At 67.1% G+C, this 15,237-nt stretch carries 15 protein-coding genes and 1 pseudogene; 9 read left to right on the forward strand and 7 right to left on the reverse strand.

What is annotated here, in order from left to right:
- Positions 1 to 25: 25 nt before the first annotated feature.
- From ACFCYE_RS16035 to ACFCYE_RS16050, 4 genes are read left to right on the forward strand one after another with little or no spacing between them, the layout of a single operon-like run.
- On the forward strand, positions 26 to 1,195 hold the full coding sequence (locus ACFCYE_RS16035) for a hypothetical protein (RefSeq protein WP_376180333.1): 1,170 nt from the start codon (positions 26 to 28) through the stop codon (positions 1,193 to 1,195).
- A gap of 1 nt (position 1,196) precedes the next feature.
- Positions 1,197 to 2,516: a histidinol dehydrogenase gene (hisD, locus tag ACFCYE_RS16040; protein WP_376180335.1), complete on the forward strand. Its 1,320-nt coding sequence runs from the start codon at positions 1,197 to 1,199 to the stop codon at positions 2,514 to 2,516.
- Between the two features lie 18 nt (positions 2,517 to 2,534).
- The gene (nrdR, locus tag ACFCYE_RS16045) at positions 2,535 to 3,011 is read left to right on the forward strand and encodes a transcriptional regulator NrdR (RefSeq protein WP_376180337.1); all 477 of its coding nucleotides are present in this window, start codon (positions 2,535 to 2,537) and stop codon (positions 3,009 to 3,011) included.
- Between the two features lie 10 nt (positions 3,012 to 3,021).
- Positions 3,022 to 4,047 (forward strand): quinone-dependent dihydroorotate dehydrogenase, encoded by a 1,026-nt coding sequence (locus ACFCYE_RS16050; RefSeq protein WP_376180338.1) that lies wholly within the window; start codon positions 3,022 to 3,024, stop codon positions 4,045 to 4,047.
- A 40-nt stretch (positions 4,048 to 4,087) separates the two neighbouring features.
- On the opposite strand, the gene ACFCYE_RS16055 is transcribed toward ACFCYE_RS16050, so the two are convergent.
- Positions 4,088 to 4,651, reverse strand: coding sequence for a DUF3043 domain-containing protein (locus ACFCYE_RS16055; RefSeq protein ID WP_376180340.1), 564 nt, complete (start codon positions 4,649 to 4,651; stop codon positions 4,088 to 4,090).
- Positions 4,652 to 4,698: 47 nt separating this feature from the next.
- Between ACFCYE_RS16055 and ACFCYE_RS16060 the strand changes: the two genes are divergently transcribed.
- The 5 genes from ACFCYE_RS16060 (at position 4,699) to ACFCYE_RS16080 (ending at position 9,731) form a co-directional block, all read left to right on the forward strand.
- Positions 4,699 to 6,114, forward strand: coding sequence for a dipeptidase (locus tag ACFCYE_RS16060; RefSeq protein WP_376180342.1), 1,416 nt, complete (start codon positions 4,699 to 4,701; stop codon positions 6,112 to 6,114).
- Positions 6,115 to 6,190: 76 nt separating this feature from the next.
- A complete protein-coding gene (gene erpA, locus ACFCYE_RS16065) occupies positions 6,191 to 6,553 on the forward strand; it encodes an iron-sulfur cluster insertion protein ErpA (protein ID WP_376180344.1) in 363 nt (120 codons plus the stop codon).
- A gap of 96 nt (positions 6,554 to 6,649) precedes the next feature.
- On the forward strand, positions 6,650 to 7,555 hold the full coding sequence (gene coxB, locus ACFCYE_RS16070; RefSeq protein WP_376180346.1) for a cytochrome c oxidase subunit II: 906 nt from the start codon (positions 6,650 to 6,652) through the stop codon (positions 7,553 to 7,555).
- A 3-nt stretch (positions 7,556 to 7,558) separates the two neighbouring features.
- On the forward strand, positions 7,559 to 9,295 hold the full coding sequence (ctaD, locus tag ACFCYE_RS16075) for a cytochrome c oxidase subunit I (RefSeq protein WP_264155097.1): 1,737 nt from the start codon (positions 7,559 to 7,561) through the stop codon (positions 9,293 to 9,295).
- A 1-nt stretch (position 9,296) separates the two neighbouring features.
- Positions 9,297 to 9,731, forward strand: a complete 435-nt coding sequence (locus ACFCYE_RS16080) for a cytochrome c oxidase subunit 4 (protein WP_376180348.1) — start codon at positions 9,297 to 9,299, stop codon at positions 9,729 to 9,731.
- Positions 9,732 to 9,807: 76 nt separating this feature from the next.
- Here ACFCYE_RS16080 and ACFCYE_RS16085 read toward each other — a convergent pair whose 3' ends face one another.
- The 6 genes and pseudogenes from ACFCYE_RS16085 to ACFCYE_RS16110 form a co-directional block, all read right to left on the reverse strand.
- Positions 9,808 to 9,984 carry a hypothetical protein gene (locus tag ACFCYE_RS16085; RefSeq protein WP_376180609.1) on the reverse strand — a complete coding sequence of 59 codons (177 nt, stop codon included), beginning with the start codon at positions 9,982 to 9,984 and terminating at the stop codon, positions 9,808 to 9,810.
- 37 nt (positions 9,985 to 10,021) lie between these two features.
- Positions 10,022 to 10,423: pseudogene (locus tag ACFCYE_RS16090) on the reverse strand (aminoacyl--tRNA ligase-related protein); the annotation flags it as partial.
- A gap of 504 nt (positions 10,424 to 10,927) precedes the next feature.
- Positions 10,928 to 11,347 (reverse strand): rhodanese-like domain-containing protein, encoded by a 420-nt coding sequence (locus ACFCYE_RS16095; protein ID WP_376180350.1) that lies wholly within the window; start codon positions 11,345 to 11,347, stop codon positions 10,928 to 10,930.
- A gap of 129 nt (positions 11,348 to 11,476) precedes the next feature.
- Positions 11,477 to 13,291, reverse strand: a complete 1,815-nt coding sequence (locus ACFCYE_RS16100; RefSeq protein ID WP_376180352.1) for a cytochrome bc complex cytochrome b subunit — start codon at positions 13,289 to 13,291, stop codon at positions 11,477 to 11,479.
- On the reverse strand, positions 13,288 to 14,364 hold the full coding sequence (locus tag ACFCYE_RS16105; RefSeq protein WP_376180353.1) for a Rieske 2Fe-2S domain-containing protein: 1,077 nt from the start codon (positions 14,362 to 14,364) through the stop codon (positions 13,288 to 13,290). Before ACFCYE_RS16105 ends, ACFCYE_RS16100 begins: the two co-directional genes overlap by 4 nt.
- Before the next feature lie 36 nt (positions 14,365 to 14,400).
- A complete protein-coding gene (locus ACFCYE_RS16110; protein WP_376180355.1) occupies positions 14,401 to 15,231 on the reverse strand; it encodes a c-type cytochrome in 831 nt (276 codons plus the stop codon).
- Positions 15,232 to 15,237: the final 6 nt, after the last annotated feature.

Genomic DNA, 15,237 nt, shown 5'->3' on the forward strand with positions numbered 1-15,237 from the left:
CGTGCCCCGTGACGAAAGGAACAGGATGAGCACCCAGCACCCGTTCGAGGACGACCCCGAGTCCACGACGCACACCACCGATGACGCGTTCTCCTTGGAGGACGGCTCCGTCCTCTACGAGGACCAGGTCATTCCGGAGTACGGCGTCCTCGGGTTCACGCTGCGCGAGCTGATCCTCGTCGGCGTCTGGCTGGTCGCCTTCCTCGTGTCGTTCTTCCCGATCGCTGACGGAACCGCGTCCGTCTGGGGACAGGGAATCTCGTGGGTGCTGCCGATCGGTCTGCCGACGGTCGCCATGTTCCTCATCGTCCTGCGACGGTTCTCGCCCGATGGCATCCGTCGGGTCGGATCGCTCGGCATCGACCAGTTCGCCTCAGTGACGTTCGCGGTCTCCGCGATCTGGTGGGCACAAGTGCTCTGGTCGCTCGTCGGCTCGTGGATCGCCACCGGCATCGCACCTGCCGCCTGGGTTCCGTGGGTCGGGCTGGTCGCCTCCGTCGCACTGGTCGTTCTGACCGTCTTCGCTCCTCTGATCCCAGGGCTGCGTGAGGACTTCATCGGTCGGCTGGAGACGCTCGCTCACCGCAACGCCAACCCGGCACGCCCCGTGATCGCACGCCCGCGCGAGGCCAAGCCTGCCGAGTCCGCAGCGGCCGCCCCGACGCTGGATGCCGAACTCTCCGGCGGGAACGACACCGACGAGATCGCCGCGCTCGGACTCGCCGACCAGGTTCCGCTCTCCGCCCACGCGTCCGGCGGTGGCACCGGATCCGTGCTCACCGATGGCGAGTACGCGCCCGGCTATGCGCGTCGCTCGCGGGGCGACGATGCCGACGCCGAGGGCCTCGACGGCGGCAGTGCCGCCATTGAGGCCGACGCCCCGGTTCTCGAACCGGAGGCCGCAGAGCGCGAGATCGACGTCGAGGTCGTGGAGATCGAGGGGGAGCAGGTCGCGGCCGGCCCGTCCTTCGACACCGATGCCACCAATCCGCGCTTCGCACCGGTCGCCCAGCCGTTCTGGGCGCTGGCTCCCAGCGAGCGCGATGTGGTGGATGAGCGCGGAGAGCCCCTGTTCCGCATCGGGCCCGATGCATGGGCGCTCGTGATCGAAGACCGCGGTGGCGCGTTCGTCGTGCGACATGACGATGGCCGGATCGGCTATCTTCACGACATCGACGACATCACGAAAGGCTGACATGCGCACCATCGATCTCCGAGGGCGCGAGCTCTCGGCATCCGACATGCTCGCGGCCGTGCCAAGGGCAGCCCAGGCACGCGCCGAAGCGCTGGACACGGCGGCGCGCATCGTCGAGGACGTGCGCACGAGCGGCGAGGCGGCGCTGCGTGAACAGGCCGAGCGCTTCGATCGCGTCACCGGGCACGCCATCCGCGTCCCCTCCGAGCACATCGCCGCCGCAGTGACATCGCTCGCGCCGGACATCCGGGCGGCGCTGGAGGAGGCCATCCGGCGGGTGCAGTCGGCATCGGCGGCCCAGGTGCCGGCGGAGCGGACCACGGACATCGGCCCAGGAGCTCGCATCCTGCAGCGATGGCAGCCCGTCCGACGCGTCGGCGTGTACATTCCCGGTGGCAAGGCCGTGTATCCGTCCAGTGTGATCATGAACGTCGTGCCCGCACAGGTCGCCGGTGTCGAGCAGATCGCACTCGCATCGCCTCCGCAGTCCGATCAGGACGGCCGCGTCCACCCGACGATCCTCGCAGCGGCCGGCCTGCTGGGCGTCGACGAGGTCTACGCCATCGGCGGTGCGGGCGCGATCGGCGCTTTCGCGTACGGCGTCGACGAGATCGGCCTCGACCCCGTCGATGTCCTCTCGGGACCGGGTAACAACTACGTCGCCTCCGCCAAGCGGGTGGTCGCAGGTGTCGTCGGCACGGATTCCGAGGCCGGCGCGACCGAGATCCTCATCGTCGCGGATGCCGCGGCGGATGCACGCCTCATCGCGGCGGACCTCATCAGCCAGGCCGAGCACGACGAGCAGGCCTCGGCGGTGCTCGTGACGGACTCACCGGAGCTCGCCGAGCGAGCGGCCGCGGCGGTGGCCGCTCAAGCCGTCGCGACGCGTCACTCGGAACGGGTCGCCGCCGCACTGGCGGGGGAGCAGTCCGCGATCGTGCTCGTGGACGACCGGGCGATGGCTGTCGCGTTCAGCAACGCCTACGCCCCCGAGCACCTCGAGCTGCACGTGGAGGACGCGGAAGCCGCGGCATCCGCGTTCACCAGCGCCGGAGCCGTGTTCGTCGGCGACCGGACCCCGGTGAGCCTGGGCGACTACATGGCCGGCAGCAACCACGTGCTGCCCACCGGTGGCCAGGCGCGCTACGCGCCGGGGCTCGGTGCGTACACCTTCCTGCGCCCGCAGCAGGTGATCCGCTACGACCACGCCGCGTTGGCGCAGGTGCGCGACGGAGTGGTCGCGCTTGCGAACTCCGAGGTCCTCCCCGCCCACGGCGAGGCGATCGAGGCGCGGTTCACCTCCGAACCGGTCGGCGACTGACCGAGTACGCTGAGACAAATGCACTGTCCGTTCTGCCGGCATCCGGATTCCCGTGTCATCGACTCGCGCACCAGCGACGACGGTCTGTCGATCCGTCGGCGCAGGCAGTGCCCTGAGTGCGGCGGCCGGTTCTCGACGACGGAGACGGCGAGTCTGAACGTCATCAAGCGCTCTGGCGTCATGGAGCCGTTCAGCCGCGAGAAGGTGATCTCGGGCGTGCGCAAAGCCTGCCAGGGGCGTCCCGTGACGGATTCCGATCTCGCCGTGCTCGCGCAGCGGGTGGAGGAGAACGTCCGCGCCACCGGCGTCTCGCAGCTGGATGCGAACGAGATCGGACTCGCGATCCTCGGTCCGCTGCGTGATCTCGACGAGGTCGCCTACTTGCGATTCGCCAGCGTCTATCAGGCATTCGATTCCCTGGAGGACTTCGAAAGCGCCATCGGCGACCTGCGCGCCGACCATGCGCGCGCGGGGAACGACGCCGACGACCGGTAATCTGGCAGGGATGTATCCGCTGCTCTTCCGCGTCGTCCTGTCGCGCCTGGACCCCGAGTTCGCCCACCATGCCGGCATGGCGGTGATCCGCGTGCTCGGCGTCCCGCCGTTCTCGTGGGCGACGCGCGCGCTGACCGCGCCCCCCGACGAACAGCGCGTGCACGCCCTGGGACTGGACTTCCCGTCCCCGTTCGGCATCGCAGCCGGCTTCGACAAGAACGCCGTCGGCGTGCGCGGCCTCGCCGCGCTCGGCTTCGGGCATGTCGAGGTCGGGACGATCACCGCGATCCCGCAGGAGGGCAACCCCAAGCCCCGCCTCTTCCGGCTCATCCCGGACCGTGCCGTCATCAATCGGATGGGCTTCAACAACGCAGGGGCTGATGCCGCGGCGGCACGCCTCGCGAAGCTTCGCCGGCGCAGGCCGAGCACCATCATCGGCGTCAACATCGGCAAGAGCCGCGTCGTCGAGGTCGAGAATGCGACAGCGGACTACGTCACCAGTGCGACGAAACTCGCCCCGTTGGCGGACTACCTCGCCGTGAACGTGTCATCTCCGAACACGCCGGGTCTGCGCGGGCTGCAGGCCGTCGAGACGCTCGCCCCGCTGCTGCGCGCCGTGAAGGATGCCGCGGGCAGCACGCCGCTCCTCGTGAAGATCGCCCCCGATCTGCCCGACGAGGAGATCGCCGCGATCGCGCAGCTCGCGGTCGCGGAGGGGCTCGCCGGCATCGTCGCCCACAACACCACGATCAGCCGCGACGGGCTGAAGACCGACGCGGCCAAGATCGAGGCCGCAGGCGCCGGAGGACTCTCCGGTGCTCCGCTGCGCGAGCGTTCGATGGAGGTGCTGAAGGTCGTCCGGGGCGCCGTGCCCGCCGATTTCTGCGTGATCGCCGTCGGCGGCGTGGAAACGGCCGAAGACGTGCGGGCACGTCTGGATGCCGGCGCCACCCTGGTTCAGGGCTACACAGGATTCCTGTACCGCGGTCCGTTCTGGGGTCGCCAGATCAGCCGGGGTCTGCGCTCCGCTCGCTGAGGTTCGGCTCGCCGAGCGGATGCCGCGCGGAGACGCCGTGTCAGGCCGGGTACTGGCGGCGCTTGACCTGCGGCTTCGGCAGACGCATGAAGCGCATCTGGAGGGCGCGCATGGCCGCATACCAGCCCAGGCCCTTCTCGAGCTTGTCCTTGCCGAACTTCACCGCTGCCTTGCGCTTCACCCGGTTGGCGAGCAGCACCATGTCGATGATCGAGATGATCAGGTAGGCCCAGAGTCCGACGAAGGCGTAGAACGAGATGACCGCGTTGGGAACCAGCGACACGAGGATGACCACGAGCATCAGCGCCATGATCCATTCGGACAGGTGCCAGCCGGCATCCACGTAGTCGCGGACCCAGCGGCGCTGCGGGCCCTTGTCACGCGGCGGAAGATACCGATCGTCGCCGTTGGCCATTCCGACCCGGGCCTTCTCGCGCTGTTCGTTCAGCTGCGCCTTGGCCGCGGCCTTCGCCTCCTTGGTGTTCGCCACCAGCGGGCGACGGCGGGCCGCTTCCTGCTCGGCGCGCGAGGGCGTCGCTCGTCCCTTGCCGACCGCGGGGGACTGCGCGGCGTCGTCGTTCGTCTCGGGGGTGGGATTGGCCACAAGGCTCCTCGGTCACGTGAAGGGGGTTCGCCCTTAAGATTACCCGCATGACCTCTTCCGATTCGCAGACCCCCGAAGACCTCGCCGTCGAAGAGGCGGTGCTCGAATCCGTCGCCACCGGTCTGCCCCGCACGCTCGGGGACCTCGGCGATCTCGTCCGCATCCCCGGCATCGCCTGGCCGTCCTTCGATCAGACCCAACTGGAACGCAGCGCCGACGCGATCGCGGCACTGGCTCGGGACACCGGTGTCTTCGACGAGGTGCGCGTGCTGCGCGCCGCAATCCCCGGCACGGACGAATTCGGCCAGCCGGCCATCCTCGCCACTCGCGCTGCGCGCAACGGGCGCCCCACGATCCTGCTCTACGCGCACCATGACGTGCAGCCCCCCGGGGATGACGCGCTGTGGGAGACGCCCCCGTTCGAGCCCACGGTTCGCGAAGGCCGCCTGTACGGCCGTGGCGCCGCCGACGACAAGGCCGGTGTGATGGCGCACATCGCGTCGCTGCGGGCGGTGGCGGATGCCGTGGGTGACGATCTCGACCTCGGCGTCGCACTGTTCATCGAGGGCGAGGAGGAGTACGGCTCCCGCTCGTTCGCGCAGTTCCTGAGCGACAACGCCGACGCGCTCCGCGCCGACGCGATCGTGGTCGCTGACTCAGGCAACTGGGACTCGCGCACGCCAGGACTCACGGTGTCGCTGCGTGGCAACGCCCGATTCACCCTCACGGTCCGCACGCTCGAGCACGCATCGCACTCCGGGATGTACGGCGGGGCGGTCCCCGACGCGATGATGGCGACGATCAAGCTCCTCAACACCCTGTGGGATGCCGACGGGGCGGTCGCGGTCGCAGGACTCGAACAGCGGGATGCCGACACGCCCGAGTACTCGGAGGACACGCTGCGTGATGAGGCCGGACTGCCGGACGGCGTCTCGCCGATCGGTCGCGACAGCATCCTCAGCCGGATCTGGAACAAGCCGGCCGTGACCGTCATCGGTGTGGACGCCACGAGCGTGGCCTCGGCATCGAACACCCTCTCGCCGGAGGTGACCGTGGTGGTCAGTGCGCGCGTCGCGCCCGGTCAGAGCGGCGCTGACGCGTATGCCGCGTTGGAGAGTCACCTGCGCGCCAACGCGCCGTTCGGTGCGGAGCTGACGTTCTCCGATGTCGACCTCGGCGATGGATTCCTCGTCGACACCAGCGGGTGGGCGGTCGCGCTCACACGGCAGGCGATGGCGGACGGCTATGGGGTGGAGCCGGTCGACCTCGGCGTCGGCGGCTCGATCCCGTTCATCGCGGATCTGGTCCGCGAGTTCCCCGAGTCCCAGATCCTCGTCACCGGCGTCGAGGACCCGCACGCTCGAGCCCACAGCCCGAACGAGTCCCTGCATCTGGAGACGTTCCGTCATGCCGTCCGCACCGAGGCGCTGATGCTGACCCGGATGAACCGGATCACGCGCTGACACGCCCGGCCGGCATCCCCGGCGGTAGAATCTGAACAACGCCGCGCCCTGCGCGCGGCCCGTCCCAAGGAGTGAGATGACCGACACCACGCTGACCACCGAGACCGCCACCGCACACGGGGTGAAGCTGACCGACGCTGCGGCGCTCAAGGTCAAGAGCCTTCTCGAGCAGGAAGGCCGCGACGACCTCCGTCTCCGCGTCGCCGTTCAGCCCGGCGGCTGCTCGGGCCTGATCTACCAGCTGTACTTCGACGAGCGTCACCTGGACGGCGACGAGACCGTCGATTTCGACGGCGTCGAGGTCATCGTCGACAACATGAGCGTCCCGTATCTCGACGGCGCATCGATCGATTTCAAGGACACGATCTCGGAGCAGGGCTTCACGATCGACAACCCGAATGCGGCGGGCAGCTGCGCCTGCGGCGACAGCTTCCACTGACCCTGACGCACACGCCAACCTGCGTGCTTGGCGTGAATCGGGTGTGAGGTTGCCCTAGACTGGGGTGTGCCCTGTCCGCGATCTGAAAGGTGCATCGTGCCCTCGAAACGCCGCCTTCGTTGGGCCGCCATTCCTCTGGGAATTGCGGCAGCCGTGGCCCTGGCGGGATGTTCTCCCACCGAGCTGAACGGCTTCCTTCCTGGCTTCGTCGAGGACGGTACGGCCGCGACCAACCAGACCGAGCGAGTCTCCGGTCTGTGGGTGAACTCCTGGATCGTCCTGCTGGTCGTCGGCGTGATCACCTGGGGCCTCATGGCCTGGGCCGCGATCGCGTACCGCCGTCGCAAGGGCCAGACCGGTCTGCCGGTGCAGATGCGCTACAACATGCCGATCGAGATCTTCTACACGATCGTGCCGCTGCTGCTGGTGCTGGGCATGTTCTTCTTCACCGCGCGTGACCAGACCGCCATCGAGACGCAGTGGGACGACCCCGACGTCGAGATCACCGCGATCGGCAAGCAGTGGTCGTGGGACTTCATGTACGCCGGTGAGGACGACGATCTGTCCGACGCCGTGTGGACCATGGGGATCCAGGCGCAGCCGGACAAGAACGGCAACATCGACCAGGAGCAGCTTCCGACGCTGGTCCTGCCGGTCGACCAGGAGGTCACCATCCACCTCCAGTCGCGCGATGTCATCCACTCCTTCTGGATCATCGACTTCCTCTACAAGAAGGACATGTACATCGGGAAGGACAACACCTGGTCCTTCATCCCGACGCGTGTCGGCGAGTACGAGGGCAAGTGCGCCGAGCTCTGCGGCGAGTACCACTCGATGATGCTTTTCAACGTCGAGGTCGTCGAGCAGGACGAGTACGACGCCTATGTCGAGGAACTGCGCGAGAAGGGCAACACCGGCGACATCGCCGATGCCTACGACCGCCTGTCGAACCTCCCCGGAACCGGAGCCTCCGACGAGGCATCCGAGGGAGAAGAGGAGTAAGTCATGTCGACCACAGCTGAACCCAAGATCGACGAGACCGCCGGCTCCCGCCCGAACACCCTGCCCGCGCGCCAGGCCGCTCTGATGAGCTCCTCGCGCGTTGAGCAGAAGGGCAACATCGTCGTCAAGTGGATCACCTCTACGGACCACAAGACCATCGGGTACATGTACCTGATCGCCTCCGTGCTGTTCTTCCTGCTCGGTGGAGTGATGGCGCTCGTCATCCGCGCCGAGCTCTTCGCACCGGGAATGCAGATCATCCCGACGAAGGAGCAGTACAACCAGCTCTTCACCATGCATGGCACGATCATGCTGCTGATGTTCGCGACGCCGCTGTTCGCCGGTTTCGCGAACGCGATCCTGCCGCTGCAGCTGGGTGCGCCCGACGTGGCGTTCCCGCGTCTGAACGCCTTCGCGTTCTGGCTGTTCCTGTTCGGCTCGACGATCGCGGTCGCCGGCTTCCTCACCCCGCAGGGTGCTGCGTCGTTCGGCTGGTTCGCGTATCAGCCGCTCGCCAACGCCTCGTTCTCGCCCGGTGCAGGTGGAAACCTGTGGATGGTCGGTCTCGGCATCTCCGGCTTCGGAACGATCCTCGGTGCAGTGAACTTCATCACCACCGTGATCACGATGCGCGCCCCCGGCATGACGATGTGGCGCATGCCGATCTTCAGCTGGAACACGCTCATCACGAGCCTTCTGATCCTCATGGCCTTCCCGGTGCTGGCCGCTGCGATCTTCGCCGCAGCCGCCGACCGCATCCTGGGTGCGCACATCTACGACCCGGCCAATGGCGGCGTGCTCCTCTGGCAGCACCTGTTCTGGTTCTTCGGTCACCCCGAGGTGTACATCATCGCGCTGCCGTTCTTCGGCATCGTCTCCGAGATCTTCCCGGTCTTCAGCCGCAAGCCGATCTTCGGATACAAGACCCTCGTCTACGCGACGATCGCGATCGCCGCTCTGTCCGTGGCCGTGTGGGCACACCACATGTACGTCACCGGCTCCGTGCTGCTGCCGTTCTTCGCTCTGATGACCATGCTCATCGCGGTTCCGACGGGTGTGAAGATCTTCAACTGGATCGGAACGATGTGGCGTGGTTCCGTCACGTTCGAGACGCCGATGGTCTTCGCGCTCGGCTTCCTGGTCTCCTTCGTCTTCGGCGGTCTGACCGGCGTCATCCTCGCTTCGCCGCCGCTGGACTTCCACCTCAGCGACTCGTACTTCGTCGTCGCGCACTTCCACTACGTGGTGTTCGGCACGGTGGTGTTCGCGATGTTCGCCGGCTTCTACTTCTGGTGGCCGAAGTGGACGGGACGGATGCTGAACGAGCGCCTCGGATATGTGCACTTCTGGATGCTGTTCATCGGTTTCCACATGACGTTCCTCATCCAGCACTGGCTGGGCGTCGACGGTATGGTGCGCCGCTACGCGGACTACTCCGCAGCTGACGGCTGGACCTGGCAGAACCAGGTGTCCACGATCGGGGCGATCATCCTCGGTGCGTCGATGCTGCCGTTCTTCCTTAACGTGTGGATCACGGCCCGCAAGGCCCCCAAGGTCACCGTCAACGACCCATGGGGCTACGGCGCATCGCTCGAGTGGGCGACCAGCTGCCCGCCGCCGCGCCACAACTTCACGTCGATCCCGCGTATCCGCAGTGAGCGTCCCGCGTTCGACCTGAACCACCCGGAGGCCGCAGAGCACCCGGTCGCAGCCCACGCGGCTGCGGGAGAGGCCAAGTAACATGCGCGACAACGTCATCCTGTGGTGGGTGCTGACGGCGTTCTTCGCCGTCGTGGCCGTCGTCTACACCGGTTGGAACATCCTGGAGCACCAGGACCGTCCCGTGGTCCTCGCGATCGAGTGGGTCGGCACCGTCGCGCTGCTGTTCACGGCATTCATGGGCGCGATGATCGCGTGGTACCTGCACCGCACACACCGTGCCCAGGGCGGAGAGCTGCCCGAGGACATCCTGACCAGTGACATCGACGATGGCGATCCTGAGCTCGGCGAATTCAGCCCTTGGTCGTGGTGGCCCATCGTGCTCGCCGGGTCCGCGGCGATCTTCGTCGTCGGTCTCGCCGTCGGACACTTCCTGCTTCCGATCGGTCTCGCCGTCTTCGTCGTTGCGATCGTCGGCTGGGTCTATGAGTACTACCGAGGCAACTTCGCCCGCTGAGACAGCAACACCCGTCACTCGAAGGCCCCCGGATCTCCGGGGGCCTTCGTCGTGCCAGGGCACGCCGGCCGGCAGGTCAGAGGGCGCGATCGAGCGCTCGAGCGGCGATCTCGTGCTTCAACGCCGAAAGGAATGCCTCGACGTCCACCCCGGAGCCGTTCACGGCGAGCGTCCCATCGGCGATCTCCTGATCGCCCAGCACCGCGATGTAGGCCACGCGACCGCGATGAGCGCTCCATCGAGCTGAGGACACCGCGGTGGACCATCACAGGGCGTCGCCGATCTCCCGCGGGGGAGACGTGACTCAGTGTGAACCGCTCCGGCATGACGCTGTCGACCTGGACGGTGGAGAGGATCTCCTCGCGTCCGGCCGCGTCGGGGACCTGGACATCGATCTTCGGCCCGTAGAACGCCGCCTCGCCGGGTACGCGTCGGTAGCCGATGCCGGCCTGCTGCAACGCCGTGGCGAGTTCGGATTCGGCGAGCTCCCAGTCCTCGTCGGAACCGGCGTATTCGCCGGACTCTCCGCGGACCGAAAGACGATGGTAGGCGATCTCGATGCCGAGCACGGCGTAGGTCGAGCGAATCGCCTCGAGGGCGATGCGGACCTCCTCCACCACCTGGTCGGGGCGGCAGAAGACGTGCGCATCGTCGAGGGTGATCTGGCGTACGCGGCTGAGGCCGCCCGGCACGCCGGAGAGCTCGCTGCGGAACAGGGCGGCGTTCTCCGCGTACCGTACAGGCAGATCGCGCCAGCTGTGCTGCGCTGCGGCTTACACCAGTACATGACTGGGGCAGTTGTCAGGCCGCAGTACGAGCTCCTCGCCTCCGACGCGCATCGGGGGGAGCATGTCCTCGGCGAACTTGTCCCAGTGCCCGCTGCGCTCGAAGAGCTCGCGCTGGGCGAGGACGCGTGTAGATGCGCTGACATCCCGAGCGTTCCGCCTGGTCCGCCGCGAACCGCTCCAGTTCTGTGCGGATCGCGGCCCCGTGGGCATCCACATCAGAAGGCCCGCACCGATGATGGGCGAGGTGTCGAAAAGTCGCAGGTGGCGGCCGAGGCGACGAAGCCCCGGGAACATCTCCCCGGGCCTCTGGTTCGCTGAGATTGCGCTAGCGAGCACGCCGGAGATCATCCGGCGTCGTCGTCACGTTCTGCAAGTTCATGTCGAGAGGCCAGCAGATCCGGGCAGGGGTCACGCCCGCGTGCGGACGCGGGGGACACCCGTGAGCGGATCGACGGGACGTCGATGCACGCCGTCGGCGTTCTCGACCGGGTACCCCTCGCGCACCCAGTACTCGAACCCGCCGATCATCTCGCGGACCGAGTAGCCGAGCTTCGCGAGCTCCAGGGCGCCCTTGGCACCGGCGTTGCACCCCGGACTCCAGCAGTACACGACGACATCGGCGCCCGCGGGGATCACCTCAGAGGCGCGATCGACGATGTCGTTGTAGTGCATGTGCACGGCGCCGGCGACTCGGCCCTGCGCCCACGCCTCGTCCGAGCGCACGTCGATCACGACGACGTCTTCCCCGGCCTTCAGTCGTGCGTACAGGTCGCTCGCGTCCGTCTCGTAGGCGAGCTTGGCGGCGAAGAAGTCAGCGCGTTCGATCATGGCTCCAGCGTAGGCGCCGACCGTGTGTGGAGCCGTTGTGTGACGGTCATTCACCGGCCGATTCCCGTCACGCACGGGGGCACGAAGAAGGCCCCGCCGCGATGCGACGGGGCCACGGAAGGGGCGGTGTTAGTCGCCCTCCTCCGACTTCTTCTTGGACTTCTTGACCGGCTCGGTCGCGATGACCGTGCTGGGCGTGTTGGCGGTCTCGCCGACGTGATCCTCGGTGGCCACGAGCGGTGCATCGGGAACACCGGCGCGCTCGTGAGCGCCCTGGATCTCGGCGGCCTCGGTCTCGGCATCCTGTTCGATGACGTGGTGCTGGTGAGCGTCCGCCGCATCGACCTCGGACTGCGTGAGCGGGGCGAGACGGTCTTCGTAGAACCAGCGGGACAGGGCGGAGCGCAGGTTCTGCGTCCACGGGATGCGTCCCTTGGCGTTGGGGCGGACCACCAGGGGCTCATAGCCGTCGACGTCGATGAGCTTCCAGCGGTCGTACTTGTCGACCGGCTGGTGCACCTCGATGAACTCGCCGCCCGGGAGACGGACGATGCGGCCGGACTCGTACCCGTGCAGGACGATCTCGCGGTCCTTCTTCTGCAGCGCGATGCAGATGCGCTTCGTGACGAAGTAGCCGATGACCGGTCCCAGGATGAGCAGCGCCTGCAGGCTGTGGATCACGCCCTCCATCGTGAGCATGAAGTGCGTCGCGATGAGGTCGGACGATGCGGCCGCCCACAGGACCGCGTAGAAGATGACGCCGGCGACGCCGATCGCCGTGCGCGTCGCGGCGTTGCGCGGACGCTGCGCGATGTGGTGCTCGCGCTTGTCGCCCGTGACCCACGCCTCGATGAACGGGTAGATCGCGACGGCGACGATGAACAGACCCAGAACCGCGACCGGCACGAGGATGCCGAACGACCAGGTGTGGTCGAGGAAGACGATGTCCCAGTTGGACGGGGCAAGACGCAGCGCGCCGTCGGCGAAGCCGATGTACCAGTCGGGCTGGGTGCCGGCGGAGACGGGGGAGGGGTCGTACGGTCCGTAGTTCCAGATCGGGTTGATCTGGAAGAACGTCGCGATCAGCACGATCGTGCCGAAGACGATGAACAGGTAGCCGCCCATCTTGGACATGTACACCGGCATCATCGGGTAGCCCACGACGTTGTCGTTCGAACGGCCGGGGCCGGCGAACTGCGTGTGCTTGTTGATGACCATGAGCATGAGGTGAAGCACGATGAACGCGATCACGAGCAGCGGCAGGAGCAGGATGTGCAGCGTGTACAGGCGGCCGACGATGTCAGTGCCTGGGAACTCGCCGCCGAAGAGCAGGAACGATGTCCAGGTTCCGATCAGCGGGAGGCCCTTGACCATGCCGTCGATGATGCGCAGGCCGTTGCCCGAGAGCAGGTCATCGGGGAGCGAGTAGCCGGTGAAGCCCTCGGCCATCGCCAGGATGAACAGCACGAAGCCGATCACCCAGTTCAGCTCGCGCGGCTTGCGGAACGCCCCGGTGAAGAACACGCGAAGCATGTGCACGCCGATGCCGGCGACGAAGACGAGCGCCGCCCAGTGGTGGATCTGGCGGACCAGAAGGCCACCGCGCAGGTCGAAGGAGATGTGCAGTGTCGACTCGAGAGCCGCCGACATCTCGATGCCGCGCATCGGTGCGTACGCGCCCGTGTAGTGGGTCTCCACCATCGAGGCATCGAAGAAGAACGTCAGGAAGGTTCCGGAGAGGAACACCACCACGAAGCTCCACAGCGCGATCTCGCCCAGCATGAACGACCAGTGGTCCGGGAAGATCTTGCGACCGAGCTCCTTGACGAAGCCGGAGAGGCTTGTGCGCTCATCGATGTAGTTCGACGCGGCGCCGACGAAACGGCCGCCGAGAGGCGCCTTGTTGTCCTTGTTGTCCTCTTTGGACAGCGTTGCGGTGCTCAATGACGCTCCCAGAAGCTCGGGCCGACGGGTTCGGTGAAGTCGCTCTTGGCGACGAGGTAGCCCTCGTCGTCGACGGTGATCGGCAGCTGAGGCAGCGGGCGAGCGGCCGGGCCGAAGATGACCTTGGCGTGGTCGGTGACGTCGAACTGCGACTGGTGGCAGGGGCACAGCAGGTGGTGCGTCTGCTGCTCGTAGAGTGCGACAGGGCATCCGACATGCGTGCAGACCTTGGAGTAGGCGACGATGCCGTCGTACGACCAGTCCTTGCGATCCTCGGCCTCGATGAGCTGCTCGGGGCGCAGGCGCATCATCAGCACGATGGCCTTCGCCTTCTCCTCGAGGTACCCGTCGTGGTGCGACAGCGATGCGAGGTCTTCGGGGATGACGTGGAACGCCGAACCGAGAGTCACGTCCGCCGCACGGATCGGCGTGCCGTCCGGGTCGCGCACGAGTCGCTGACCCTCTTCCCACATGGTGTGCTTGAGCAGCGCCACCGGGTCGCCCTTGGTGGGGTTCTCGGCTGTGCTGTGCGGGGCGAGCCCGCGGAACAGCGTCACGCCGGGGATGATCGAGGCGACCAGCGCTGCGAACAGCGAGTTGCGGATCATGGTGCGTCGCCCGAAACCGGACTCCTCGTTCGCATCCGCGAAGGCCTTGATGGATGCCTCGCGAGTCGAGTCCTTGCCCCGCGTGGGGTGGCGGTACTCGGTGAACTCCTTGTCGCTCATCAGCGCCTTGGACCAGTGGATCGCGCCCAGTCCCAGTGCGAGCAGCGCGAGTCCGATGCCCAGACCGATGAACAGGTTGTTGTAACGGATCGATACCAGCGACTGGTCTTCGATCGGGAACAGCATGTAGGCGGCGACCGCCCAGATGGAGCCGGCCAGCGACAGGTAGAAGAGCGTGTAGACCGTTCGGACCGCTCGCTTCTCAGCGCGCGGATCCTTGTCGGTCATCCGCTCGCGGTGCGGCGGCAGCCCCGGGTTCTGCACGGGATCGCTGACTGCGACACCCAGCCCAGGAGAGGGCTGGTAGGCCCTGTCAAGAGCCTGCGAGTCGTCGTCGTGTGCCATGGTGCTCCTCGTACGTTCCTCTTCGATGAATATGCGTCAGTTGGACTTCGCCGTGATCCACACGGTGATGGCGACAAGCGCGCCGATGCCGAAGATCCACACGAACAGGCCCTCGGAGACGGGGCCAAGGGATCCGAGCGAGAAGCCTCCAGGCTGCACGGACTCCTGCTGGAAGACCAGCGCGGCGATGATGTCGCGCTTGTCCTCGTCCGACAGGTTCATGTTGCCGAACACCGGCATGTTCTGCGGACCGGTGACCATCGCCGCGTAGATGTGCAGCGCGCTGGTCTCGGTCAGAGCCGGAGCGTACTTGCCCTCTGTGAGCGCACCACCGGCCGCGGCGACGTTGTGGCACATCGCGCAGTTCACGCGGAACAGCTCCGCACCGTGCGAGACGCTCGCCTCGTCATCCGCATTCTCGGGGTTGGCCTCACCGGAGGTGATCCAGTCGGCGGGGTAGGTCGGGCCGGGGGCGACCGACTGCACGTAGGACGAGATCGCCTGGATCTGGTCCTCGGTGAACTGCACAGGCTTCTGCGGTGCCTGGGGCCCCTGCATCTGAAGCGGCATGCGACCGGTCGCGAGCTGGAACTCGGTCGCGAGCTCGCCGACACCGACGAGGCTCGGCCCGTTGTCGGTGCCCTGCATGTCCAAGCCGTGGCAAGTCGCGCAGTTGGCCTGGAACAGCTTCTCGCCGTCCTCCGCGGTCAACGACGCCGACGCGACGGTCGGTGTCTCGGTCGCGGCGATCGCCGCAGACGCACCGGCGTAGATGCCGCCGGTGATGAGGAGTCCTGCTCCGATCAGTGCCACTGCCGCGAAGGGGCTGCGGCGACCGTTCGAACGGCGCTTCTTCTCTCGTGCCATCTCAGG

The organism is Microbacterium sp. NPDC056234, from assembly GCF_042267585.1.
Classification (GTDB): Bacteria; Actinomycetota; Actinomycetes; order Actinomycetales; family Microbacteriaceae; genus Microbacterium.